The 25,545-nt window shown below is 31.7% G+C and carries 20 protein-coding genes, 1 other RNA gene and 1 riboswitch; of the genes, 16 read left to right on the top strand and 5 right to left on the bottom strand.

The features are described 5' to 3' along the window. The first annotated feature begins 36 nt into the window (after positions 1-36). Positions 37-315 (top strand): hypothetical protein, encoded by a 279-nt coding sequence (locus tag K8354_RS06630; protein ID WP_223446541.1) that lies wholly within the window; start codon positions 37-39, stop codon positions 313-315. Here K8354_RS06630 and K8354_RS06625 read toward each other — a convergent pair. Together K8354_RS06625 and K8354_RS06620 are read right to left on the bottom strand one after the other, a co-directional pair. Beyond that, positions 278-1,414 carry an ABC transporter substrate-binding protein gene (locus K8354_RS06625; protein WP_223446539.1) on the bottom strand — a complete coding sequence of 379 codons (1,137 nt, stop codon included), beginning with the start codon at positions 1,412-1,414 and terminating at the stop codon, positions 278-280. The two genes, K8354_RS06630 and K8354_RS06625, sit on opposite strands and share 38 nt — an antisense overlap. Then, a complete protein-coding gene (locus tag K8354_RS06620; protein WP_223446537.1) occupies positions 1,411-2,451 on the bottom strand; it encodes a GMP reductase in 1,041 nt (346 codons plus the stop codon). The genes K8354_RS06625 and K8354_RS06620 overlap by 4 nt, the downstream gene beginning before the upstream one ends. A gap of 76 nt (positions 2,452-2,527) precedes the next feature. Further along, positions 2,528-2,753, top strand: a riboswitch (cobalamin riboswitch). A 31-nt stretch (positions 2,754-2,784) separates the two neighbouring features. On the opposite strand from K8354_RS06620, the gene K8354_RS06615 reads away from it, so the two are divergent. Together K8354_RS06615 and K8354_RS06610 are read left to right on the top strand one after the other, a co-directional pair. After that, the gene (locus K8354_RS06615; protein ID WP_223446534.1) at positions 2,785-4,620 is read left to right on the top strand and encodes a TonB-dependent receptor plug domain-containing protein; all 1,836 of its coding nucleotides are present in this window, start codon (positions 2,785-2,787) and stop codon (positions 4,618-4,620) included. A 5-nt stretch (positions 4,621-4,625) separates the two neighbouring features. Further along, a complete protein-coding gene (locus K8354_RS06610) occupies positions 4,626-5,684 on the top strand; it encodes a YncE family protein (protein WP_223446532.1) in 1,059 nt (352 codons plus the stop codon). 145 nt (positions 5,685-5,829) lie between these two features. Here the strand turns inward: K8354_RS06610 and K8354_RS06605 are convergent, their stop codons facing one another. Both K8354_RS06605 and K8354_RS06600 read right to left on the bottom strand, forming a co-directional pair. After that, positions 5,830-6,342 carry a DUF7935 family protein gene (locus K8354_RS06605; protein ID WP_223446530.1) on the bottom strand — a complete coding sequence of 171 codons (513 nt, stop codon included), beginning with the start codon at positions 6,340-6,342 and terminating at the stop codon, positions 5,830-5,832. 3 nt (positions 6,343-6,345) lie between these two features. After that, positions 6,346-6,885 carry a DsrE family protein gene (locus tag K8354_RS06600; protein ID WP_223446528.1) on the bottom strand — a complete coding sequence of 180 codons (540 nt, stop codon included), beginning with the start codon at positions 6,883-6,885 and terminating at the stop codon, positions 6,346-6,348. 107 nt (positions 6,886-6,992) lie between these two features. Here K8354_RS06600 and K8354_RS06595 point away from each other — a divergent pair, with 107 nt between their 5' ends. The 8 genes from K8354_RS06595 to K8354_RS06560 all read left to right on the top strand — a co-directional run bounded on the left by K8354_RS06595 (position 6,993) and on the right by K8354_RS06560 (position 16,873). Continuing rightward, positions 6,993-9,314, top strand: a complete 2,322-nt coding sequence (locus K8354_RS06595) for an ATP-dependent helicase (protein WP_223446526.1) — start codon at positions 6,993-6,995, stop codon at positions 9,312-9,314. Positions 9,315-9,454: 140 nt separating this feature from the next. Beyond that, on the top strand, positions 9,455-10,108 hold the full coding sequence (locus K8354_RS06590; protein ID WP_223446524.1) for a DUF4290 domain-containing protein: 654 nt from the start codon (positions 9,455-9,457) through the stop codon (positions 10,106-10,108). A 6-nt stretch (positions 10,109-10,114) separates the two neighbouring features. Further along, entirely contained in the window at positions 10,115-11,425 is a 1,311-nt protein-coding gene (murA, locus tag K8354_RS06585; protein WP_223446522.1) for a UDP-N-acetylglucosamine 1-carboxyvinyltransferase, read from the top strand. A 41-nt stretch (positions 11,426-11,466) separates the two neighbouring features. Next, positions 11,467-12,018 carry an NUMOD4 domain-containing protein gene (locus tag K8354_RS06580; RefSeq protein WP_223446520.1) on the top strand — a complete coding sequence of 184 codons (552 nt, stop codon included), beginning with the start codon at positions 11,467-11,469 and terminating at the stop codon, positions 12,016-12,018. Positions 12,019-12,101: 83 nt separating this feature from the next. Next, positions 12,102-12,650, top strand: a complete 549-nt coding sequence (locus K8354_RS06575; RefSeq protein WP_223446518.1) for a nucleotide exchange factor GrpE — start codon at positions 12,102-12,104, stop codon at positions 12,648-12,650. Positions 12,651-12,736: 86 nt separating this feature from the next. Next, on the top strand, positions 12,737-13,864 hold the full coding sequence (gene dnaJ / locus K8354_RS06570; RefSeq protein WP_223446516.1) for a molecular chaperone DnaJ: 1,128 nt from the start codon (positions 12,737-12,739) through the stop codon (positions 13,862-13,864). A gap of 255 nt (positions 13,865-14,119) precedes the next feature. Further along, an RNA gene (gene rnpB / locus K8354_RS06565) (RNase P RNA component class A) lies at positions 14,120-14,428 on the top strand. Between the two features lie 177 nt (positions 14,429-14,605). Then, positions 14,606-16,873: an aconitate hydratase gene (locus K8354_RS06560; protein ID WP_223446514.1), complete on the top strand. Its 2,268-nt coding sequence runs from the start codon at positions 14,606-14,608 to the stop codon at positions 16,871-16,873. Positions 16,874-16,940: 67 nt separating this feature from the next. Here the strand turns inward: K8354_RS06560 and K8354_RS06555 are convergent, their stop codons facing one another. Next, entirely contained in the window at positions 16,941-18,113 is a 1,173-nt protein-coding gene (locus tag K8354_RS06555) for an MFS transporter (protein ID WP_223446512.1), read from the bottom strand. An 85-nt stretch (positions 18,114-18,198) separates the two neighbouring features. Here K8354_RS06555 and K8354_RS06550 point away from each other — a divergent pair, with 85 nt between their 5' ends. From K8354_RS06550 to K8354_RS06530, 5 genes are all read left to right on the top strand, one after another. Continuing rightward, positions 18,199-19,056, top strand: a complete 858-nt coding sequence (locus K8354_RS06550; RefSeq protein WP_223446510.1) for a hydroxymethylglutaryl-CoA lyase — start codon at positions 18,199-18,201, stop codon at positions 19,054-19,056. Between the two features lie 548 nt (positions 19,057-19,604). Continuing rightward, positions 19,605-21,908: a CHRD domain-containing protein gene (locus K8354_RS06545; RefSeq protein ID WP_223446507.1), complete on the top strand. Its 2,304-nt coding sequence runs from the start codon at positions 19,605-19,607 to the stop codon at positions 21,906-21,908. Positions 21,909-22,037: 129 nt separating this feature from the next. Further along, entirely contained in the window at positions 22,038-23,552 is a 1,515-nt protein-coding gene (locus tag K8354_RS06540) for a bifunctional metallophosphatase/5'-nucleotidase (RefSeq protein ID WP_223446505.1), read from the top strand. A 293-nt stretch (positions 23,553-23,845) separates the two neighbouring features. After that, positions 23,846-24,049 (top strand): hypothetical protein, encoded by a 204-nt coding sequence (locus tag K8354_RS06535; protein ID WP_223446504.1) that lies wholly within the window; start codon positions 23,846-23,848, stop codon positions 24,047-24,049. A 155-nt stretch (positions 24,050-24,204) separates the two neighbouring features. Further along, positions 24,205-25,545 carry a DEAD/DEAH box helicase gene (locus K8354_RS06530; protein WP_223446502.1) on the top strand — a complete coding sequence of 447 codons (1,341 nt, stop codon included), beginning with the start codon at positions 24,205-24,207 and terminating at the stop codon, positions 25,543-25,545.

The raw sequence follows: 25,545 nt of genomic DNA, 5'->3' as shown, positions 1-25,545 counted from the left end.
GAATCAATCTTAATATATTATCGAATTTTAAACCAATTGAATGCAACTAGATTAGGAAAAACTCATTCTGCAGAAGTGGTGATTAATTCCTTTGATTTTGGAAAAATAGCCAAACTTCAGTCTGAAAACAGATGGGATTTGTTAGATGAAATAATGGCAGAAACTGGCAAAAAATCAGAAAATGCTAAGGCTGATTGTCTTATTATTTCGATATATCGCAGATTTTCGCAACGATTGGCTTTAATTTATTTACAGAAAGGGTTCTCTGCAATAGAACTTATTTCATTTTTTCAAAAAAGGTGCAGGTATAATTAGGTAATAAGTCTGGATTTGTAATTTTGATAATATCTTTTAGCACCAAATCTGGTCTTGTAGGCGCTAATTCGTAATAAAGCACACCACCGGTTTTTCCTTTTTTAGTTGTTGGCGTGTAGATGTTATTTTCTTTAAAAGCTTTAAACTTTGTATATAATTGATTGGTTTGTAAAAGTTGTTCTTTAGATGAAAAGTAACCCGGAGCAATCCAAAAATCCGCATCTTTTCCTTTTTCAAAAACACTTTCAAAACTTAAAGATAAACTACCTTTCCCTTTTGAATTTTGCCAGAGATAATCAAGATTAGCATCTTTTAAAAACTGTGCCACAAAACTTTCACCACCTGGTAAATTCCAGATGTCTTTACTCATAATGGCACCAGACAAAATAGTTGGTTTTTTTGTTGATTTTAATGCGATTTGCTTTGCTTCTAAATAATTAGTTTCTATCACTTTAAAAATACTGTCAGCTTGATTTTCTTTATCAAACAGAACTCCAAAAAATTTGATCCATTCAGCTCTTCCTAAAGGCGTTTCTTCTAGCCAATCTCCGTTATAAATTACATTGATTCCTGCTTTTTGAATCGTGTTTAAAGATTTATCTGCAGAAGAAACACTATAACCAACAACCAATTCTGGCTGTAAGTTTAATAAAATTTCTGTGTTTAAGGAACTTTCTTTTCCTATTTCGGTTATTTTTCCTGCATCGATTAATTTTCTTGTTTTTTCTGATGAAACATAGTTAGCATATGGAAAACCTATAATTGAAGTTTCTTCATGCAACAATTCAACCATAGGAATATGCGTTGTAGAAGTCACTACTATTTTTTGAATAGGAACTTCAATGATATTATATGTATTGTTTAAATTGGTCTTTGAATTTTTATTTTTAATATGATATTCAAAAATTGTGTTAGAATTCTGATATGCAGACTTGATAATTAATTTTTTAGTTCCGTTTTCATGAATAATATCAAATCCTTTTGCATATTTAATACTACTTTTCGCTTGTATTTTATTATCAATTTTAACAACTTCTTTTTTACAAGAAATAGAGATAAAAAGCAACAGAAAAAGAGTTGATAATTTTAAATTTTTCATGAAGAGTAAACTTGGTTTTCTTGTTCTTGAACTCTAATAAATGTGGTTCTTTTGGTGAGTTCTTTCAATCTACGGGCACCAACATAGGTGCATGTAGATCTAATGCCGCCTAAAATATCTGTTACGGTTTCTTCAACATCTCCTTTAAAAGGTACTTCTACTGTTTTTCCTTCGGATGCTCTATAATTTGCTACACCACCAACATGTTTATTCATAGCGGTTGTAGAACTCATTCCGTAAAAAGCTTTGAATTTTTCTCCGTTTCTTTCAATGAATTCACCGCCACTTTCTTCATGGCCGGCAAGCATACCGCCTAGCATAACAAAATCGGCGCCACCGCCAAAAGCTTTTGCAATATCTCCAGGAATTTTACAACCGCCATCAGAAATAATTTGACCACCCATTCCGTGAGCTGCATCGGCACATTCTATAATTGCAGATAATTGCGGATAGCCAACGCCTGTTTTAACACGAGTTGTACAAACAGAACCAGGACCAATCCCTACTTTAATAATGTCTGCTCCTGCTAATAATAATTCCTCGACCATTTCACCCGTAACAACATTACCAGCAATAATTATTTTATTAGGATGATTTTTGCGCATTTTTTTGACAAAATTCACAAAATGTTCAGAGTATCCGTTAGCAACATCTAAACATATAAAGTTTATCCGCGGAAATTCATTTAAAATACGTGCTACTTTTTCTGAATCATCTTTTCCAATCCCTGAGCTTACTGCAATATTTTTTAAAACTTTTTCTGAAGCGTTTTTAGCAAATTCTTGCCATTCTGTTATGGAATAATGTTTATGAATTGCAGTAAATAAGCCATCTTTAGCCAAAGCTTCTGCCATTTTAAACGTACCTACGGTATCCATATTTGCAGCCATAATTGGGATGCCTTTCCAAACCAAATCACTATGCAAAAAAGTAAATTCTCTCTCTAAAGTTACTTGCGAACGTGATTTTAATGTAGATCGTTTCGGACGAATCATTACATCTTTAAAACCAAGTTTTAACTCATTTTCTATCCTCATAATAGTTTAATTTATGCGAATTTAAAGATATAACTTTTCAAATCATTATTAATTAGCTTGTTTATTCAATTCGATTTATATTTGCATGATTTTTGGTTTTGATGTACAAATCATTTTACATCAAATTAAAAGGGAATCTAGTTAAAATCTAGAACTGTTCCCGCAACTGTAAGTTGATACTAAATTTATTTTAGTACCTCGTTTGAGGATGTTATAAACTCTTTTACCACTGACATTTTTTGTTGGGAAGGTATCATAACATAAAAACAAGTCAGGAGACCTGCCAAGGATCTTAAATTTATAAAAATCTTCGGGATAAAGATTTTATGAGATATGAACTTAAAAGGACTTTTTATTTTCGTTTTACCGATTATTTTTGCAGGTAGTTTATACTCGCAAAAAGATGCTGTTGTTATAAATTTAAATGCTTTTTCAATCTCTATTGCTAAGGTAAATGATTTTTCTAAAGGATATCACACCATCTTAATTTCAGACAGTTTAGTGGCTAGAAATATTCGTTCGTTAACAGATATTTTAAAATTTAACTCCTTTATTTACTTTAAAGAAAATGGTTTAGGCATGGTTTCTTCGCCCTCTTTTAGAGGAACAAGTGCCTCACATACCGCAGTAATTTGGAATGGTATCAATATTAATTCGCAATTAAACGGCCAGATTGATTTCAATGCAATTTCAGCAAATTCTTATGACAATATATCTGTAAGAAGTGGAGGAGGAAGTGTTCTTTTTGGCAGTGGTGCTATTGGTGGTACCATACATTTAGACAATCTTATTCAATTTTCTGAACAAGAAAGTCATAAAATAGTTGCAAATTATGGAAGCTTTAACACACAACATATAAGTTATGATTATATGAAAGCTACCGATAAAAGTTTTATCAATATTGGTTTGGGTACAAATAGTTCTGATAATGATTTTAACTATTTAGACTCTAATTTAACCAATGGAAATGGTAATTATTTTAATTATAATTTTGATGCAAATTACGGTTATAAATTCAACAAGAAACATCAATTTAAATTTTATTCAAGCACTTTTTTTGCTGATAGAAATTTATCTAGAACATTAAATGCACCTTCTAATGACGGGTACGAAGATCTTAATAGTAAAAATTTAATAGAATGGAATTTCTTTTTATCACCTAAAGAACACATTACTTCACGAGTTTCTTACATTTTTGAAAAGTTTAAATTCTTTGACAATAATCAAAATAAAGACATTTTTTCTGAAGGAAATACCGAAAGAAAAATTGCTCAAATAGATTATAATAATTCCGTTTCTAGAAAATTAAAAATAAATGGCATTCTTGGTTTTGAAGCTGTTTCTGCTTACGGATCTAGTTTTGATTCCAATACTAGAAATATTTTTTCGGGGGTTTTCTCTTTAAATCATCAGCTTACAAAAAAACTAAGTTATGGCATTCAGTTTAGAAAAGACTTTCAAAATGATTTTGAGTCGCCTTTTTTATATTCATTAGGAATTGAGCAAAAACTGAATAAAAATTATACGCTTTCATTCAATACTTCAAAAAACTTTAGAATTCCCACTTTTAATGATTTGTATTGGCAACCTGGAGGAAATATCAACTTACAGCCAGAGGATTCTTATCAATTTGAAATTGGGAATGCCATCAGTTTTAAAAATATTTCTTTTCAAGTAAACGGATTTTATATAAAATCATCAGAATTAATTCAATGGATTCCGAATGAATATGATGTTTGGAGTCCAACAAATACAGATGAAACTAGAAACATCGGACTTGAATTTTCTGCAAATTATAAAACGGCTTTCAAAAATAATATTTTAGAAATCAATGCAAATTATTCCTATACGGATGCTAAAGATTTAGAAACAGATCAACAATTAATTTCAGTGCCAAAAAATAGATTCAATGCACTATTTAATTATCAGCATAAAAGTTGGAGCGCCTTTTATCAAATATTGTTTAATGATGATGTTCGGTTTTTAGTAGATACAATTTCTGCTTTTCAAGTTTCTAATGTCGGTATTAACTATGAACTCTCAAGATTAAAAAATAAACCAAATATTGGTTTTGTAATCCATAATATATACAATAAAAAGTATCAAAATACTTTAAATAGACCAATGCCTGGCATTAATTTTCAAATCACAACAACCATAAATTTTTAAAAAAAATGAATTTCAAAAAAACACTATTTTTAGCAACCATCACAGGTTTTTTATTGACTTCTTGCGATAATGATAATGAATTAGAACTACCAAAAGGAAATTACGATAATGGAATTTTAATTGCAAACGAAGGTGCTTTTTCTGGAGGCACAGGAACCATAAGTTTTATTTCTGATGATTATACAGTTGCCGAAGAAAAAATTTACAATAAAGTAAATAATCAAAATATAGGAACCATTTTACAATCCATAGGATTTAATAATGATGATGCGTATTTAATTGCAAATGTAGGGAGTAAAATAACCGTAGCAAATAGATTTACGATGGAAAAGATTACGGAAATTTCTGAAGGTTTAGTAAACCCAAGATATATTGCTTTTGCAAACGGAAAAGGCTTTGTTACAAATTGGGGCCAGGGTTCGGACACATCAGATGATTTTGTTGCTGTGATCGATTTAGCAACAAACACCATTTCTAGTAAAATAACTGTAACAGAAGGACCTGAGCAAATTATTGCCAAGGGAAATTTTTTATATGTATCCCATAAAGGAGGCTGGGGGTCTGGAAATACGGTTAGTGTAATCAATGCATCAACAAACACAATTGTAACCACCATTTCTGTCGGAGATATTCCTGATGAATTAGCTATTGATGCTAGCGGTAATATTTTAGTTTCTTGCGAAGGTAGCGCCAAAACATCTTGGAACCCAACAGAGGTTTTAGGAAGTTTAGTAACGATTAATACTGCTACAAACGAGGTAAGTAATACTTTAAATTTTACTGCTGGTTTTCATCCAAATTCTATGGTAATAGATGGTTTAATTATGTTTTTATCAACTTCTAATAGTATTTATAAAATGAGTGAAGAAGCTACTTCTGTGCCAACTTCGCCAATCATAAATACGAACGTTTATGGAATATCTGTAAACGAAAATAAAATTTACGTAACAGATGCTAAAGACTTTTCAAGTAATGGAACTCTAAAAATATTTGACGCAACTACAAATATGGAATTGAAAGAATTTACTGTGGGTTTAATACCGAGTAAAATCTATTTTAATTAAAAATAGAAATTGCAAAATTGAAGTAATATTCAATTTTTAAGAGAGAAAGTGATACCCGTTATTTAATATGATAGTTGGTATTAAATTGAGAAATAAGTAAAGGCTTCAATTACTGATATATTTAGTAAGATTGGAGCCTTTTTTTTTATAATAATTTCTTTACTTCATTTTTAATAAAAGCAATCGCAGTTTCTGTAGGAGGTAACATTTTAGAATAATCGATTAATACATTTTCTCGTAAATCATTTGCTGAATTAGAAGATTCTGCAACTTGTTTTAATTTATTAATTACGGCACTTTTGGCAGCATAAATAGCAGTCCAACTTTCATCAGAAATATAGATTTGTTGTACTAAATTGTGTTCAAACTCTTGTTCTATATTGCCAATTAAAAGCTGTAAATATTCATTTTTATCTGTTGATAATGGTTTTATTCTAATCAATATTTTAACAGGATTTATACGCTCACAAAATAATAAAAGGCGTTCGTAAGCCTGCAATTTAATTGGCAAAGAATCTTTCTTTTTTTCGGCTAACAGTTCTAATTTTTTCTCAGCATTTTTATGATGAATAAACCCATTAAACATATAATAAGCAACAAAACCGGTAACAACAGCAGGTAAAATATAAGCGATACTTTCTAAAAATTTGTCTTCCATTATTTAAAATTTTATAAATTTATAACCTTTATTCTGGTACTGGAGTAAAGCTGTCATAGCAGAAAGTGCAAACTTTACTTCGGGTAAAACAAGCATTTTATCAATTTTTCTGTACATTGATGTTTGTCCGCAAATAATTACATCTACTCCTGCATTGTTTAGTTCCTTAATTAATTTTGAATTAGGATTTTTTACACCATATTTTTCCATATAAGCTTCATCATTTAAAACATCTTTCCAAGCACTACCATGTATTGTAATTGCTACTTTTAGCTGATGAGGTTTCATACCTTCATTTGCATGCATATTTAAAAATCTAGCAGCGGTCACAATATTTTTGTTTATAATATCTACTTTTTCTGAAGATTTAGATACATCAAAAATTACCTTAAGTTGTGCTGTAGTATCGGTTTTAATATCCACATTTTCAACATGAAATGTTTCTCCAAAGTTTTTTATAATTTTACCTGGCTCTCTATTACTTTGAGAAGAAATAAAGTTTGAAAACATTAAAAACAGCACCAATACATTAATTTTTTTCATGATATTAGATTTATTTGCGTAAATGTATTTATAATTTTACAAAAGTGATAAATTTATTGATGAACATTTCATAATTTCACACTTTTAAATTCTTACAAAACTTAGGCTTGAATACATACTTAAATTCTTTAAACGAAGCACAAAAACAAGCGGTCTTGCAAAAAGACGGACCCATGATTATAATTGCAGGTGCAGGTTCTGGTAAAACAAGAGTTCTAACCTATAGAATTGCACATTTAATGCAATCTGGCGTGGATGCTTTTAATATTTTATCGCTCACATTTACCAACAAAGCTGCCAAAGAAATGAAAGCAAGAATTGCTGGAGTTGTTGGTCAAAGTGAAGCAAAAAATCTTTGGATGGGAACTTTTCATTCGGTTTTTGCAAGAATTTTACGTTCGGAAGCGGATAAATTGGGTTTTCCATCAAACTTTACCATTTACGATACGCAAGATTCCGTTCGGTTAATCAGTGCTATTATTAAAGAAATGGGCTTAGACAAAGAGCGCTATAAACCCAAACAAATATTAGGACGAATTTCATCCTTTAAAAATAGTTTAATTACTGTAAGAGCCTACTTTAATAATAGTGATTTACAAGAAGCAGATTTGCATGCTAGCAGACCTAAAGTCGGAGATATTTATAAAGAATATGTAGACCGATGTTTTAAATCTGGTGCTATGGATTTTGATGATTTATTGTTGAGAACTAATGAATTATTAGCTCGTTTTCCAGAATCTTTGGCAAAATATCAAGATCGTTTTCGGTACATCATGGTAGATGAGTACCAAGATACAAACCATTCTCAATATATAATTGTAAGAGCTTTGGCAGATAAGTTTGGTAATATTTGTGTTGTTGGTGATGATTCTCAAAGTATTTATAGTTTTAGAGGGGCAAATATTCAGAATATTTTAAATTTTCAAAAGGATTATCCAGAGGTAAAAACCTTTAAGCTTGAACAAAATTATCGTTCTACAAAAAATATTGTGAATGCTGCAAATTCTGTAATTGCCAAAAACAAAACAAAATTAGATAAAGAAGTTTGGACTTCTAACGATGCTGGAGATTCGATTAACGTAATGCGAACTATTTCTGATGGAGAAGAAGGTCGTTTTGTTGCACAATCTATTTGGGAAAACCAAATGAATCATCAATTAACACCCGATGATTTTTGCGTTTTGTATAGAACAAACTCCCAATCGAGAGCCATTGAAGACGCCTTAAGAAAAAAAGGAATTGATTATAAAATTTATGGTGGAATTTCTTTTTATCAAAGAAAGGAAATCAAAGATATTTTGTCTTATTTGCGAATTCTAATCAACCCAAATGATGAAGAAGCGTTAAAAAGAATCATCAATTATCCTGCAAGAGGAATTGGTGCAACTACTATTGATAAATTAACCATAGCTGCAAATCATTATAAAAAATCAATTTTTGATATTTTAAAATATATTGACAAAATCGATTTAAAAATAAATTCTGGAACTAAAAATAAACTTCAGAATTTTATGAACATGATTTTGCGTTTGCAAATAGAATCTCAAACAAAAAATGCGTTTGAAATTGCAGAAATTGTAGTGAAACAAACACAATTAATTAAAGATCTAGAAAAAGACGGAACTCCAGAAGCTGTTAGTAAAGTAGAAAATGTTCAAGAACTTTTAAACGGAATTAAAGATTTTATTACAGATAAAATAGAACAAGGAGAAGATACCTCATTAACTTCGTTTTTAGAAGATGTTGCTTTGGCTACAGATTTCGACTCTAAAAAAGATGATGACAAACCCAGTGTTTCGCTCATGACAATTCATCAATCTAAAGGATTAGAATATATGTATGTATATATTGTGGGTCTAGAAGAAAATTTATTCCCATCTGCCATGAGCATGAATACTCGAAGTGAATTAGAAGAGGAGCGTAGGTTATTTTATGTGGCGTTAACACGTGCAGAAAAAGTTGCGTATTTAAGTTATGCACAAACAAGGTATCGTTGGGGTAAATTAATTGATGCTGAACCTAGTAGGTTTTTAGAAGAAATTGATGACCAATATTTGTATTATATTACTCCAAAAATGCCAGAACCCTCTGTAAATAAGTTTATTGACAAAAGTATTTTTGAAGATGCACCTAAAGGAATTCGTTTTCAAAAACCTATTCAGCGCAAAAAAATGGAGCGCGATTTGGTTAAAAAGAAAGAAATCACAGTTCCTAAAAATTTAAAAAAGGCATCAGAAACTGTCTCTAAATCAAATTTATTTGATAATAAAATTGTGGTTGGTAATATTATAGAACACGATCGTTTTGGTAGGGGAGAAGTCCTTTCTTTAGAAGGGAAAGGGCCCGATAAAAAAGCAATGATTAAATTTGGCACCGCGGGAAAGAAGAATCTTCTATTGCGTTTTGTGAAATTGAAAATTATTGGTTAAAAAGCATTCATAATACTAAAATAAATTGCTATTTTGCAACGTTAAATAACTACAATAGTATAAATTGTCAGTTCGAGTGTTTTCTTTTGATTAAAATAACGTAAGAAAATGCATCGAGAACACACTTCAAAAATAGATAAATGACATTCGATTTAGAATATAATTCAGAAAGACCGTTAATGATTATTCCAGAATACGGCAGGCATATACAGAAATTAGTAGATCATTGTATCGCTTTAGAAACGAAAGAAGAGCGCGATAAAATGGCAAAAGCAATTGTTGATGTAATGGGAAATTTACAACCTCATTTGCGCGATGTGCCAGATTTTAAGCATAAATTATGGGATCAACTTTATATAATGTCAGATTTTAAATTAGACGCAGATTCACCATATCCAATTCCGTCTAGAGAAGAGTTACAAGAAAAACCAGAAAGTTTACCGTATCCTAAATATGCCTCTAATTATAGGTATTACGGTAACAATATTCAAACAATGATAGACATTGCTTTGAGTTGGGAAGAAGGCGAAAAGAGAGAAGCATTGGTTTTTACGATCGCAAATCACATGAAAAAATGTTATTTAAATTGGAATAAAGATACGGTAGATGATGCCGTAATTTTTAAACATTTATTTGATTTGTCTGGTGAAAAATTTGATTTAAGAAATTCTGATGAAGAATTATCCGAAAGTAAAAACTTGTTAAGAAAAAGAAATTTTCAAGGTCAAAGTAGTTCTAAAACTTCACACAAGAAAACACATCACAGCAACCAGAATAAAAATAGAAAAAGATAAAAGTTAATGGCATCATTTAAAATTGAAGGCGGTCATAAATTAAAAGGGACAATTACTCCACAAGGAGCAAAAAATGAGGTTTTACAAATACTTTGTGCAGTTTTATTAACTCCAGAAAAAGTAATCATCAATAATGTTCCTGATATTATAGATGTAAATAAATTAATTTTTATTTTAGGAGAACTGGGGGTTAAAGTAGAGAAGTTAAGCAGAAACTCTTATTCTTTTCAGGCAGATAACATCAATTTAAAATATTTAGAATCTGCTGATTTTAAAAGAGATGGCAGTTCTTTGCGTGGTTCTATTATGATTGTAGGTCCATTATTAGCTCGTTTTGGAAAAGGATATATTCCTAGACCTGGAGGAGATAAAATAGGTAGAAGAAGATTAGATACGCATTTTGAGGGTTTTATTAATTTAGGTGCAAAATTTAGATATAATAAAGAAGAACATTTTTACGGTGTAGAAGCCGATGAATTGTTTGGTACAGATATGTTATTAGATGAAGCATCGGTTACCGGAACTGCTAACATTTTAATGGCATCAGTTTTAGCCACCGGAACTACAACAATTTACAATGCTGCTTGCGAGCCTTACATTCAACAATTATGTAAAATGTTGAATTCTATGGGGGCAAATATTACAGGTGTTGGCTCTAATTTATTAAGGATAAAAGGCGTTGATAATTTAGTGGGATGCGAGCATAACGTTTTACCAGACATGATTGAAATTGGCTCTTGGATTGGAGTTGCTGTTATGACACGCTCAGCGTTAACAATTAAGAATGTTAGCTGGGAAAATTTAGGGCAAATCCCGAATGTTTTTAGAAAACTCGGAATTCAATTTGAAAAAAGAGGTGATGATATCTACATTCCAGAACAAGAATCTTACGAAATTCAGAATTATATTGACGGTTCTGTTTTAACAGTTTCAGATGCTCCTTGGCCAGGTTTTACGCCAGATTTATTGAGTATTATTTTGGTCATCGCAACTCAAGCAAAAGGTACGGTTTTAATCCATCAAAAAATGTTTGAAAGTAGATTGTTTTTTGTTGATAAATTGATTGATATGGGCGCAAAAGTAATTTTGTGCGATCCTCATAGAGCCACTGTAATTGGTATGAATTTTGAAAGTTCTTTAAAAGCAACCAAAATGACATCTCCAGACATTAGAGCAGGTATTTCATTATTAATAGCGGCACTTTCGGCAAAAGGAACCTCAATTATTAACAATATTGAACAAATAGATAGAGGTTACGAAAATATTGAGGCGCGCTTAAAATCTATTGGGGCTAAAATTGAAAGAATTGAAAATTAAGAAAATTATTTAATCAATGATTGTAACTTAATTTTTTGAAAATGATACGAAATATTTATAACGAAGAATGGAAAGAAGTTCAGTTTGATGAAAAAATATCAAAAAAACTTAAGTTTAAAATTTCTAATTATGGCAGAGTTATTAATTGTTCCAATGAAAAGGAATATTTAAGAAAACCAACTTTTATCCGAGGCTATGAAAACATTTCTTTAAAACAAGAAGTTAACCAAAAATCAACGAGTAGATATGTGCATAAATTAGTAGCACAGCACTTTATTGAAAAAGAAACTGAAGATCAAATTTATGTGATACATTTAAATTACGATAAAGAGGATAACAGCGTAGAAAATTTAAAATGGGCAACGAAAAGAGAAAAGGAATTACATCAATTTAACAACCCAACTTGGAATGAAATTTTAAAAAATAAGAGTAGAGATTTTGCTAAATTATCTGTAGGAAAAGTAAAAATTATAAAGCGACAGCTTAAAAATAAAAATAATAGAATATCGATGATTGCCAAGCGATTTGGAGTCTCTGACACCCAAATTCATAGAATAAAATCAGGTGAAAATTGGTCTGATGTGCAGATCTAAAAAAATAGTGTCAGTTTGACACTATTTTTTTGTTGGCAACATTTTTGCGAATAAGTGAAAGACAATTTAATTATTATCAAGAAATGAGTAAAAAAGAAGAAATAAAAAGCGAAGAAGTAAAAAGCGAGCAAGAAACTGTTCAAGTTGAAGATAATCAAGAAGTTGAAGTAGAAGTTGTAAAAGAAGAACCTACCTCAGAGGAAATTATTCAAGCTGAAAAAGACAAGTTTTTACGTTTATTTGCCGAGTTTGAAAACTATAAAAAAAGAACAACTAGAGAAAGAATAGAGTTGTTTAAAACTGCAGGACAAGAATTGATGACATCTTTACTGCCAGTTGTTGACGATTTTGAGCGTGCTTTGGCACATATAAAAGAAGATACAGAAACTGAAGAGTTAAGAAAAGGTGTTTTATTAATCTACCAAAAATTTTATAATACTTTAGAGCTTAAAGGATTATTAAAAATAGAAACCAATCCAGGTGATGTTTTTGATGCAGAAATTCATGAAGCAATTACCCAGATTCCTGCTCCTTCAGACGATTTAAAAGGAAAAGTAATTGATTGTGTAGAAAAAGGATATAAGCTAGGTGATAAAATAATTCGTTATCCAAAAGTAGTAATAGGACAGTAATTAAGAATCATTGCGAGGAACAAAACCATCTATGAATGAATAAATAGATTTGTTTGTTCCTCGCAATGATTTAGAAATAAAAAATAATGGCAAAACAAGATTTTTACGACATATTAGGAATTTCAAAATCGGCTTCGCAGGCAGAAATTAAGAAAGGCTATAGAAAAATGGCAATCAAATATCATCCAGATAAAAATCCTGATGACAAAACTGCTGAAGAAAACTTTAAAAAAGCAGCAGAAGCTTATGAGATTTTAAGTGACGAAAATAAAAAAGCTCGTTACGATCAATATGGTCATGCAGCATTTGATGGTCCTCAAGGCGGCGGTGGCGGTTTTGGCGGTGGCGGTATGAATATGGATGATATATTCAGTCAGTTTGGAGATATTTTTGGCGGTGGCGGCGGTTTCGGAGGCTTCGGTGGCGGTGGTCAAAGACAAGCAATGGTGAAGGGAAGTAATATGCGAATTCGTGTAAAATTAACTTTAGAAGAAATTGCGAAAGGAGTAGAAAAGAAAGTAAAAGTTCGCAGAAAAGTGCAAGCCACAGGTGTTAGATACAAAACTTGTACAACCTGTAATGGTTCTGGTCAGCAAATGCGTGTGACCAACACTATTTTAGGTAGAATGCAAACAGCAACCACTTGTAGTACTTGTTCTGGAGCAGGAGAAATTATAAGTTCTAAACCGGCCGGGGCAGATGCGCAAGGGTTAATTATTAAGGAAGAAACTGTACCTATTAACATTCCAGCGGGTGTAACAGAAGGGGTTCAATTAAAAGTAGGAGGAAAAGGAAATGAAGCTCCCGGTAAAAATTCTATTTCAGGAGATTTATTAGTATTGATTGAAGAAATACCTCATGCTACTTTAAAGAGAGAAGGCACCAATATTCATTATGATTTATATATTAATTTTTCTGAAGCAGTTTTAGGAACTAGTAAAGAAGTAGAGACTGTAACGGGTAAAGTGAAGATTAAAATCGATGCAGGTACACAATCAGGTAGAATTTTACGATTAAAAGGAAAAGGATTACCAAGTATTGAGCGTTATGGAACGGGTGATTTTTTAATTCATACCAATGTATGGACTCCACAAGAATTAAATAAAGAACAAAGACAGTTTTTTGAAAAAATGGCTAAAGACGATAATTTTACGCCAAGTCCAAATACATCCGATAAATCATTTTTTGAGAAAGTAAAGGATATGTTTTCTTAATAAAATAATAAAAAGTAAAAAAAAGATTGATTATTTTATGAAATATGTTTTTTATGAATTAATTTTAATTTACATTTGTAGTGTTATTGAGAAATCGATAACACTTTTTCTTTTTCATAGCAATTTTTCCCACTTAAATTTTATTTAAGTGGGTTTTTTTTCAATGTAAAAGAAATAAATTACAAAATAGAAAGCAGACTTTTCTTATCGCTTTTGATGATTTTTTTTTACACCCTTCTCATAAATAGAAATATTTTAGCAAAGGTTTTAAAATTAAGTTCGGAATAAAGAGGAAAGTCCGGACACAATAGAGTGCTCATAGCGGATAACATCCGTCCAACGTAAGTTGAGGACAAGTGCAACAGAAAGCAAGTACAGTTCGGCTGTAGTGAAACCAGGTAAACTCTATGATGTGCAATGCCATGTATATTAGAGCTTGAGGGCTACTCGCTCGATTCTAAAGGGTAGGCAGATAGATTCTAAAAGTAATTTTAGAACTAGATAAATGATAAGAGCCTTAAAAATTTTAGGGTACAGAATTCGGCTTATTAGTCTGCTTTTTTATTTTCTTTTTACACTTTCAAAAGTAAAATTAAAAACTATTTTCTTTGAATAATATTCAAGATTTAAGGAAATAGCTTTTGTTTATTCATTAATTATACCAATCTATTATTTATCTTTTAAAAGTGATATTAAAACTGTAAATTTGTTTTACGAAAAATTTTAAAATCACAACTGAATATGGCATTTGATATTGATATGATCAAGCAGGTTTACGCAAATATGACAGAACGCGTTGATGCTGCACGAAAAATTACTGGACAACCACTTACATTATCTGAAAAGATTTTATATTCTCATTTATGGCAAGGAAAACCTACTAAAGAACTCGCAAGAGGTAAGGATTATGTTGATTTTGCTCCAGATAGAATTGCTTGTCAAGATGCCACCGCTCAGATGGCGCTTTTACAATTTATGCAAGCAGGTAAAGCTAAAGTTGCTGTGCCAACAACCGTTCACTGTGATCATTTAATTCAAGCTAAAGAAGGCGCGGCTAAAGATTTAAAGCACGCTAACAGCACAAGTAGTGAAGTTTTTAATTTTTTAGAATCTGTTTCAAATAAATATGGAATTGGTTTTTGGAAACCAGGAGCAGGAATTATTCACCAAGTAGTTTTAGAAAATTATGCATTTCCTGGAGGAATGATGATTGGTACAGATTCTCATACGGTAAATGCAGGAGGTTTAGGTATGGTTGCTATTGGTGTAGGTGGTGCAGATGCTGTAGATGTAATGGCTGGTATGGCTTGGGAGCTAAAGTTTCCGAAATTGATTGGAGTAAGATTGACTGGGAAATTATCAGGTTGGACAGCTCCAAAAGATGTAATTTTAAAAGTTGCTGAAATATTAACTGTAAAAGGCGGAACAGGAGCAATTGTAGAATATTTTGGACCCGGAGCAACCTCAATGTCCTGTACTGGAAAAGGTACAATTTGTAATATGGGAGCTGAAATTGGTGCAACTACATCAACGTTTGGTTATGATGAATCGATGGAACGTTACTTACGTGCAACAGATAGAGAAGATGTGGCAGATGCAGCGAATAAAGTAAAAGATTATTTAACCGCAGATGCTGAAGTATATGCACATCCAGAAAAATATTTTGATCAAGTAATTGACATAAATTTATCTGAATTAGGACCTTTATTAAACGGACCTTTTACACCAGATTTATCAACAAATGTGGGGTCTGAGATGACAGAAAAAGCTAGTGCAAATGATTGGCCTCTTGTTGTTGAATGGGGATTGATCGGTTCTTGTACAAATTCATCTTACGAAGATTTGTCAAGAGCGTCCTCAATTGCACAACAAGCTATTGATAAAGGGTTAAAAATGAAATCAGAATTAGGGATTAATCCTGGTTCAGAACAAGTAAGATACACTGCAGATAGAGATGGAATTCTTGGAATTTTCGAAAGCTTAAATGCAAAAATATTTACCAATGCTTGTGGTCCATGTATTGGCCAATGGGCAAGATATTCAGATCCTAAAAATGCTCCAAAAAATAGTATTGTGCATTCTTTTAATAGAAACTTTGCGAAAAGAGCAGATGGCAACCCTAATACACACGCTTTTGTGGCATCACCAGAAATAACTGCAGCCATTGCAATTGCTGGTCGTTTAGATTTTAATCCTCTAAAAGATTCTTTAATCAATGAAAACGGAGAAGAAGTAATGTTCGATGAACCAACGGGGTGGGAATTACCTCCAAAAGGTTTTGAGGTAAAAGATAATGGTTATTTAGCTCCTGAAGAAGACGGAAGTCATGTTAAAATTGCTGTAAATGAAGATTCAGAAAGATTACAATTATTAGAACCTTTTACTCCTTTAGGAAATACCATTACAGGAGCAAAATTATTAATAAAGGCTTTTGGTAAATGTACTACGGATCATATTTCTATGGCTGGCCCTTGGTTGCGTTTTAGAGGTCATTTAGATAATATAGCAAACAACACTTTAATCGGAGCAATCAATGCGTTTAATAAAAAAACAAACTTTGTTAAAAACCAATTAACAGGAGAATATGATGCCGTTCCTGCTGTGCAAAGAGCTTATAAAAAAGCAGGGATTAAGACCATCGTTGTTGGTGATCATAATTATGGTGAAGGTTCTTCTAGAGAGCATGCTGCAATGCAACCGAGACATTTAGGTGTTGCTGCTGTTATTGTAAAATCTTTTGCAAGAATTCATGAAACCAACTTAAAGAAACAAGGAATGTTAGGTTTAACGTTTGCGAACGAATCAGATTACGATTTAATTCAAGAAGATGATACGTTTAACTTTTTAGATTTAAACGAATTTGCTCCAGAAAAACAATTAACCATAGAAGCCGTTCATGCAGATGGAAGTAAAGATGTTTTTAAAGTGAATCACACCTATAATGATTCTCAAATCACTTGGTATAACGAAGGTTCTGCTTTAAATTTAATCAAAAAGCAAAACGCTTAAAATTATCAAAATTATATTTTAAACTCCTAAAGAAATTTAGGAGTTTTTTTTGCTTACTAATTTAAAATTATAGAGATGATTTTCTTCTTAAAGCCATTAATCCTAAAATTGGACCTAGCGCTAGCCCCAGAAAAATAAAGTTCGAGTTTAAGGATTCTTGGATAGCGCTTATCAATTGAATGCTGATAATGGTAATCGAAAATCCAATACAATTAACAATCGTTAAAGCGGTTCCTTTGTCTTTTGAAGGAGCATTCTTTGCAACTAAAGTTGAAAAAAGAGGAGAATCAGCGATAACAACCATTCCCCAAAAAACTAAAAAACCAATAAATAAATTTTTATTTTCCAATTGAAATATCCAAGGAAAAACAAAACAACATATACAGGATAATAATAAAAAGCCAAAAGCAGTTTTTTTAACGCCTATTTTCTGAGAGAGAAATCCTGATAGAACGCAAGACAAGCTTCCAGCAGCAATAATAAAAAAAGATAATATAGAAATATTTATAGTTATGTTTGGATGTAAATCTTGATAGATGAATAAAAATACAGGCACAAAAGTCCAAAAAGTATACAACTCCCACATATGACCAAAATATCCAAAGGCAGCTTTTCTGAAATTCAGATTTTTAAAAACCTGAAAACTACTTGATAAATTTAATCCTACGCTTGGTCTTCTATAGGGACCATCTTTTACAAAGGTAATCATTAATAATCCTCCTAAAAAAGATAAAGAAGAAGTTGAAATCAAAACACTTTTCCATGAATAATTTATTAAAATATCTTTCAATAAATGAGGCAAAGCAGTACCTAAAACCAAAGCACCCACTAAATAACCCAACGATTTTCCTAATCCTTTTTGGTAATAATCAGCGGCTATCTTCATTCCTACAGGATAAATTCCGGCCAAGAAAAATCCAGTTAAAAAACGAAAAACTATTAAGCTAAATAAATTTTGCGAAGAATAAACGAGTCCTAAATTAAAAATTGCGCCTAAAATAGCACTGATAAAAAATACTTTTGAAGGTGAAAAACGATCAGAAATTGTGAATAAAGCAAATGTAAAAGTGCCAAAAATAAAACCAAATTGAACTGCAGATGTTAAATGACTTAAGGCATTTTCTTGTAAATGAAACGTTTCCACAAGCATGGTCATTACTCCATTGCCTGCAAACCATAAAGAAGTGCAGCAAAATTGAGAGATAACAATAACGGGAAGTATAAGTTTAGAATTTTTCATTTTAAGCAAACGAAATTAATAAAAAAGGGTTTAATAATCCGTTAAATTGATCTATGAATACTTTAGTTTCTTTATATTTGAAATGATGAAAAAAGTCAAAATTATAGAATGTCCGAGAGACGCAATGCAAGGAATAAAATCTCATTTTATATCCACAGAAAAAAAGGCATTATATATTAATTCATTGCTAAAAGTAGGTTTTGATACTATTGATTTTGGCAGTTTTGTGTCTCCAAAAGCAATTCCTCAAATGCGAGATACAGCTGCAGTTTTAGCAAAATTAGATTTATCTAGAACAGAGAGTAAATTACTTGCAATTATTGCAAATGTAAGAGGAGCCAATGACGCATCTCAATTTGAGGAGATTGATTATTTAGGATATCCTTTTTCAATTTCAGAAAACTTTCAAATGCGTAATACGCATAAAACAATTGATGAATCTATCAAAGCGCTCGATGAAATTTTAATTATTGCTGATAAAACAAACAAAGAAGTTGTTGCCTATTTATCGATGGGTTTTGGCAATCCGTATGGAGATCCTTGGAATGAGGAAATTGTTGGCAATTGGACAGAAAAGTTAGCTACAATGGGCGTAAAAATTTTATCCCTTTCCGATACAGTCGGAAGCTCAACTCCAGAGGTAATTGACTATTTATTTTCAAATTTAATTCCGAAATATCCAGCCATAGAATTTGGAGCACATTTGCATACCACTCCAGACAAATGGCATGAAAAAGTAAATGCCGCCTACAAAGCTGGTTGTAACCGTTTTGATGGCGCAATTAAAGGGTATGGTGGCTGCCCAATGGCAAAAGACGAATTGACAGGAAATATGCCAACGGAAAAATTATTAAGTTATTTTACTGAGGCAAAGGCCGATACAAATATAAAACCGATGAGTTTTGAAAGCGCTTATAATAAGGCTTTAGAGGTCTTTATTTAATTCTACCTACATCTATAAATATTCTTGCACTTCAGTTACAACAACTACGAATACGATTTTCAGACAATTAATGTTGCAATAAATCATCCTTATTTCGCCTATTTTTTAATTTCAATGAATTAAAAGATAATTCATTGAATTCAATCAGCACTAGAAATGAAAATTATCGTAAAATACTCAAAAACAAACGGTTTTAAAGCTGTTTACGTATAACAGGTTCTTTATCAATCCATTTATTTTTCTTACTAAATTCCAAAAAAAATCTGTTTCAATCTATTTTTTGTTTATGCTTTCTTGGGTTAAACATATGTTAAAACAGTTTTTAGTTAAAAACGTCATAGATATATTGTTTAGTTTTGCTGTGCAAAAGTTAAACAAAATTAAGTTTTCGATTTATATTTGTTCGAAAAAAATTAAAAAAATGGTTTCGCTGTAAAGTTAGTTTTTTCAATAATTGTAAAAAAAATACTTTTTTTTAAAACCACAACATAACTTTTATCGTAAGTATTGATAATTCACACAAACATTAAACTAAAATAAAATAAACCATGAAAAAAATTAAACTAATTTTATTACTAATTACAACATCTTTAGTGCTCTATAATTGTAATGACGATGATGACAATACGATACCAGTACCTTCAGATACCTTAGGTTTCGATTTACCATCAAAAGATGTTGACGGAATTTCTGGGGGAGCAACTTTTATAGAAAATAGCAATGGATCTATAACCGCAGTTTTACATCTTTCTGGAACACCAGACGGAGGGAGTCACCCAGCGCATATACACTTTAACACCGCGGCAGAAGGTGGAGGAATCGCACTTAGTTTTAATCCAGTAAATGGTAGCGATGGACAAAGTGTAACAACGTTTTCAACTTTAGATGATGGAACTCCTATTACATTAGATGAGTTGATGAATTTCGATGGATACATTAATGTGCATTTAAGTGCAGATCAATTAGGCACCATAGTGGCGCAAGGAGATATCGGACAAAATGATTTAAATGGAAATTCTAAAACTTATGATTTAGGAGAAAAGGCAGCACCTGGAATTTCGGGAAGCGTAATGTTTGCAGAACGAAATAATGGAGAAGTTTTGTCTCAGATTACATTAGCAGGCACGCCAGAAGGCGGAGTTCATCCAGCGCATATTCATGCGAATACGGCAGTAGAAGGTGGAGGAATTTTACTTTCATTTTCACCTATTAATGGAGATACAGGAATGAGTGCAACCAATATTACTAGTTTTGATGATGGGACTGCATTTGCCTTCTCAGATATTGAAACTTTAGATGCATATGTGAATGTTCACTTAAGTGCTAGCGAATTAGGAACTATCGTCGCACAAGGAGATATTGGACAAAATGACTTAACTGGATCGACGAAATCTTATGATTTGGGAGAAAAGGCTGTAGCGGGTATTTCAGGAACAGTATCGTTTTCTGAAAGAGTAAATGGAGAAGCCTTGGCTGAAATCATGTTATCAGGAACACCTGCTGGAGGTTCACATCCTGCGCACATTCATGCAAATACCGCAGTAGAAGGTGGAGGGATTCTATTTTCTTTTGCTCCCGTAAATGGAGATACAGGAATGAGTGCAACAAATGTAGCTTCTTTTGATGACGGCTCTTCTTTTGGGTATGCAAACATAGAAGGTTTAGACGGCTATGTGAATGTACATCTAAGCGCAACACAATTAAGCACTATAGTTGCCCAAGGAGATATTGGTCAGAATGATCTTACAGGAATGACAACATCATATGATTTAGGAGAGAAAGCAGTAGCTGGAATTTCAGGAACTGTTACTTTTTCAGAGCGTAAAAATGGAGAAGCCTTGGCTGAAATCATGCTAATAGGAACACCTGCTGGAGGTTTACATCCTGCTCATATCCATGCAAATACCGCAGTAGAAGGAGGAGGGATTCTATTTTCTTTTACTCCCGTAAATGGAGATACAGGAATGAGTGCAACAAATGTAGCGTCTTTTGATGATGGTTCTTCTTTTGGGTATGCAAACATCGAAGGTTTAGATGGTTATGTAAATGTACACCTAAGTTCAACTGAATTAGGAGTTATAGTTGCCCAAGGGGATATTGGTCAGAATGATCTTACAGGAATGACAACATCATATGATTTAGGAGAGAAAGCGGTACCTGGTATTTCAGGAACTGTTACTTTTTCAGAGCGTAAAAATGGAGAAGCCTTGGCTGAAATCATGCTAATAGGAACACCTGCTGGAGGTTTACATCCTGCTCATATCCATGCAAATACCGCAGTAGAAGGAGGAGGGATTCTATTTTCTTTTACTCCCGTAAATGGAGATACAGGAATGAGTGCAACAAATGTAGCGTCTTTTGATGATGGTTCTTCTTTTGGGTATGCAAACATCGAAGGTTTAGATGGTTATGTAAATGTACACCTAAGTTCAACTGAATTAGGAGTTATAGTTGCCCAAGGGGATATTGGTCAGAATGATTTAACTGGAGATTCAAAGATGTATACTTTAGCTGAAAAAGATGTTGCGGGTATTTCAGGTACGGCAACTTTTTATAAAAGAGTAAATGGTTCTGCTCTAGCTGTTTTAAATGTTCAAAACACACCAGTTGGCGGTATACACCCTGCGCACATTCATCAGAATGATGTTGCCACGGGAGGTGGAATTGCGTTCACTTTTAATGCCGTTGATGGTACTACAGGAATGAGTACAACTCAAGTGAGTTCATTAGATGATAATACTGCAATCACTTATGAAGACATATTAACATATAACGGTTATATTAATGTACATTTAAGTGCTAGTGAATTGGGTACTATTGTAGCTCAGGGTAATATTGGATCTAATGAATAAATAAATTTATATATTCAGAACAAAACCCATCAATTTTGATGGGTTTTGTTGTTTTATGTGATTACTTTTGAAACTGTAAACATATTTTGTAAAAAATATAAATTAATTTTTTAGTTTTAAAACAATTTTATGGAACTCTATAAAAAAATACTCCTTTTAATTATTGTATTTACAATTTTTTCCTGTCAAAAAGAAGATGGCAAAATAGATTTTACATTTCTTCAGGTAAACGATGTATATGAAATTGCACCTATTCAAGGAGGTGAATTTGGCGGAATGGCACGAGTAGAAACCGTTCACAAAGAATTACTAAAAGAAAATAAGAATACCATGCTTTTTATGGCGGGAGATTTTTTAAGTCCGTCTTTGCTAGGAACTATAAAAGTTGATGGAGAAAGAGTTCGTGGAAAACAAATGGTAGAAGTTATGAATTCTATGAATTTTGATTTGGTAGCCTTTGGAAATCATGAATTTGATATTTCACAGAAAGATTTACAAAAACGTTTAAATGAAAGTAATTTTCCTTGGATTTCTGCGAATGTAAAATTAAAAACTAAAGAAAAATCGATGCCTTTTTACAAAGAAATAAACGGTAAAAAAGAACCTGTAAACGAAACCTTTATCAAAGAATTTTCTGATGAAGATGGAACGACCATTAAAGTAGGTTTTATAAGTGTTTGCATTCCGTCTAATCCAAAAGAATTTGTACAATACGGTAATATGTTTGTAAAAGCAAGAGCCTCTTATGCCGCATTACAAGATTCTGTGGATGTTGTTTTTGGGTTAACACATGTAAAATTAACCAACGATAAAAGAATTGCAAAATTAATTCCTAATTTGCCCTTAATTATGGGAGGTCATGAACATACCAATTCATATGACACCATTGGAAGTGTGCTTATTTCTAAAGCGGATGCCAATGCTAAAACAGCGTATATTCATAGAATTTCTTTTGATAAAAAGACAAAAAAAACAAGTGTAAAATCTGAATTGAAAGAAATAAATTCTTCCATAAAATCAGATGAGAAAGTTGCTCAAATTGTTGATAAATGGCAAACTATTTTAACTTCAAAAATTAAAAATATTATTCCTAATCCAGAGGAAGTAATTTACACTGCAAAAACTCCTTTAGATGGCCGAGATACTCCAATTAGAAGTATTCAAACTAATTTAGGAGAAATCATTACAAAATCGATGTCTTTCGCTTTTGATGATTCAGTAGATTGTGCTTTGGTGAACGGAGGATCCATAAGAATTGATGATCAATTAACAGGCGCCATTAATGCTGTTGATATTTTTAGAGTGCTGCCTTATGGAGGTCCTGTTTTAAAAGTTCAAATTAAAGGAAGATTGTTAAAACGTGTTTTAGATTATGGACTTTTAGCAGCTGGAACAGGAGCCTATTTACAACGTTTTAATGCTGAAAAAGTAGGAGAGAAGTGGATGATTCAAAACAAAGAATTGAATATCAATAAAACATATACAGTCGCTTTTTCTGACTATTTATTAAAAGGATTTGATATTCCTTTCTTATCATCCGAAAATAAAGAGGTTTTAAGTGTTTATAGCCCTAAAGAAGATGAATTAGCTTCTGATATTCGAAAAGCTGTAGTCGAGTATTTAAAAAAAATGGAATCAAATTAAATTATTTCAAATAAAAAAGAGATGTCATTTAAGATTTGAATTCAGCCATTATAAAAATTTTGCTGCAATTTTTTTATTGTTTTCATAAAATGTCTAAAATTTCTATAGATTCTAAATTTGTAAAAAATACTTAAAATCCTATTCGTCGATATTTTATAATTAAAAAATACAGTTCATCTATAAAAACTTACATTTCGAAGACTGTAAATGGGAGATTGTCTAATATTATAAACCTGACGCTTACATCTCTATAAATTTACAGTATAAAACCCCATATTTTAAAACCCCATATTATGAAACTAAACAATCTTACTCCAGAACAAGTATCAGTATTAAACACGATCAAACAAGAACCTTTAACAAGTTTTCAAATTTTAAAAAAAGTAGACAATGTAAACATGATATTGTCACTTTATACAATTATGGATGAGCTTAAAACTAAAGGAGTTTTAAAAAGTTACATCATAGAAAACACAAAATATCATATTGCTTGTTAATATCTTGCATTTGAGGATAGTTTTTTTTTATAACATTTTTAAAATAGTCTTCTCAAGGAATTTCACATATTTAAACACTAAATGATTTTAATAATTATAAGTCATTGGTGTTTTTCCTTTTAAAAAGTGTCGTTACCTTTGTACAAATTTTAAAAATGTCAAAGACCTTTTCTGATTTAGGAATTCATCAACAATTACAACAAAGTTTAACGGCTTTAAAAATCTCTGTACCCACAGATATTCAAAAAAAGGTGATTCCTGTACTATTGCATCAAAAAGAAGATGTAGTTGCCTTGGCAAAAACAGGAACCGGAAAAACTGCGGCTTTTGGTTTGCCATTACTCCAATTAATGGATACAAAAAAGGACAATATTCAAGCTGTAATTTTAGCACCAACAAGAGAATTAGGACAACAAATTCATGCAAATTTAAAAGCATTTGCTTCAAATACTCCAGAAATATCCATGGCAGTTATTTGTGGGGGAATTCCGATTAAACCTCAAATTGAAAGATTAAAAGAAACCACACATATTGTGGTTGCAACGCCCGGACGTTTAGCTGATTTAGTGAGCCGTAAAGCCATCAACATAAAAAATATTTCTTATTTTATTTTAGATGAAGCCGATGAAATGGTTAGCGCTTTAAAAGAAGGATTGGATAGTATTATTAGAGAAATTCCCAAAAAAAGAAGAACTTTATTGTTTACAGCAACGATGCCCGGATCGATTAGACAGCTCGTAAATAATTATATGTCTAAGGAGGTTGTTCAAATTGAAGCCGATATGAAAACCTTAGGACATCAAGGAATTGAGCACCAATACGTAATTGTAGAACCAATAGAAAAACTAGAGGTTTTATTGCACTTTTTAAACGCTAAAGAAGGGCAAAGAGGTATTATTTTTTGTAAAACGAAAGCCGCTGTTAATAAATTAGCTAAGAATTTAGCCATTCATAAATTCTCTTCTGGAGCGATTCATGGAAGTTTAACGCAAGGAATTCGAGATCGAATTATGGGACAATTTCGAGAAGGTCATATCGATATTTTAGTAGCTACAGATTTAGCCGCTAGAGGAATTGATGTAAAAGAAATTTCCTACGTGGTGAATTATCATTTACCAGACACTTATGATGCCTATGTGCATAGAAGCGGACGAACGGCAAGAGCAGGAGCAAAGGGACTTTCGTTAACCATTTTACAGAAAGAAGAAGCAGCAGATATTGCTGATTTTCAGAATGAATTAGGCATTACTTTTAATGCCTATCAAAAAGCAGATGCCCAAAGTATAGAAGAAAATAACGGTCTCTTATGGGCAAAAAAAATATTTAAAACCAAACCTAACAAAACAGTTTCTGAAGATTTTAAAAGAAAGGTTAGAACGGTTTTTCATCATTTAACAAAAGAAGAATTGATTGAAAAAGTATTGGCAGATTATTTAAATCAAACAAATTCAAAAATTTCTAAAACGGAAGATTCTAAAAAAACAAAGAGAAAATAA

Source organism: Polaribacter litorisediminis, from assembly GCF_019968605.1.
GTDB classification, from domain to species: Bacteria; Bacteroidota; Bacteroidia; order Flavobacteriales; family Flavobacteriaceae; genus Polaribacter; species Polaribacter litorisediminis.
The sequence above is the reverse complement of the archived record's forward strand: the minus strand, read 5'-3'. Positions and strand labels throughout refer to the sequence as shown.

Bases quoted from the DNA above. Each gene is read 5' to 3' on its own strand.
- K8354_RS06625 (WP_223446539.1), bottom strand. From the start codon at position 1,414: ATGAAAAATTTAAAATTATCAACTCTTTTTCTGTTGCTTTTTATCTCT.
- K8354_RS06620 (WP_223446537.1), bottom strand. From the start codon at position 2,451: ATGAGGATAGAAAATGAGTTAAAACTTGGTTTTAAAGATGTAATGATT.
- K8354_RS06615 (WP_223446534.1), top strand. From the start codon at position 2,785: ATGAACTTAAAAGGACTTTTTATTTTCGTTTTACCGATTATTTTTGCA.
- K8354_RS06610 (WP_223446532.1), top strand. From the start codon at position 4,626: ATGAATTTCAAAAAAACACTATTTTTAGCAACCATCACAGGTTTTTTA.
- K8354_RS06605 (WP_223446530.1), bottom strand. From the start codon at position 6,342: ATGGAAGACAAATTTTTAGAAAGTATCGCTTATATTTTACCTGCTGTT.
- K8354_RS06600 (WP_223446528.1), bottom strand. From the start codon at position 6,885: ATGAAAAAAATTAATGTATTGGTGCTGTTTTTAATGTTTTCAAACTTT.
- K8354_RS06590 (WP_223446524.1), top strand. From the start codon at position 9,455: ATGACATTCGATTTAGAATATAATTCAGAAAGACCGTTAATGATTATT.
- murA (WP_223446522.1), top strand. From the start codon at position 10,115: ATGGCATCATTTAAAATTGAAGGCGGTCATAAATTAAAAGGGACAATT.
- K8354_RS06580 (WP_223446520.1), top strand. From the start codon at position 11,467: ATGATACGAAATATTTATAACGAAGAATGGAAAGAAGTTCAGTTTGAT.
- K8354_RS06575 (WP_223446518.1), top strand. From the start codon at position 12,102: ATGAGTAAAAAAGAAGAAATAAAAAGCGAAGAAGTAAAAAGCGAGCAA.
- dnaJ (WP_223446516.1), top strand. From the start codon at position 12,737: ATGGCAAAACAAGATTTTTACGACATATTAGGAATTTCAAAATCGGCT.
- K8354_RS06560 (WP_223446514.1), top strand. From the start codon at position 14,606: ATGGCATTTGATATTGATATGATCAAGCAGGTTTACGCAAATATGACA.
- K8354_RS06555 (WP_223446512.1), bottom strand. From the start codon at position 18,113: ATGAAAAATTCTAAACTTATACTTCCCGTTATTGTTATCTCTCAATTT.
- K8354_RS06550 (WP_223446510.1), top strand. From the start codon at position 18,199: ATGAAAAAAGTCAAAATTATAGAATGTCCGAGAGACGCAATGCAAGGA.
- K8354_RS06545 (WP_223446507.1), top strand. From the start codon at position 19,605: ATGAAAAAAATTAAACTAATTTTATTACTAATTACAACATCTTTAGTG.
- K8354_RS06540 (WP_223446505.1), top strand. From the start codon at position 22,038: ATGGAACTCTATAAAAAAATACTCCTTTTAATTATTGTATTTACAATT.
- K8354_RS06535 (WP_223446504.1), top strand. From the start codon at position 23,846: ATGAAACTAAACAATCTTACTCCAGAACAAGTATCAGTATTAAACACG.
- K8354_RS06530 (WP_223446502.1), top strand. From the start codon at position 24,205: ATGTCAAAGACCTTTTCTGATTTAGGAATTCATCAACAATTACAACAA.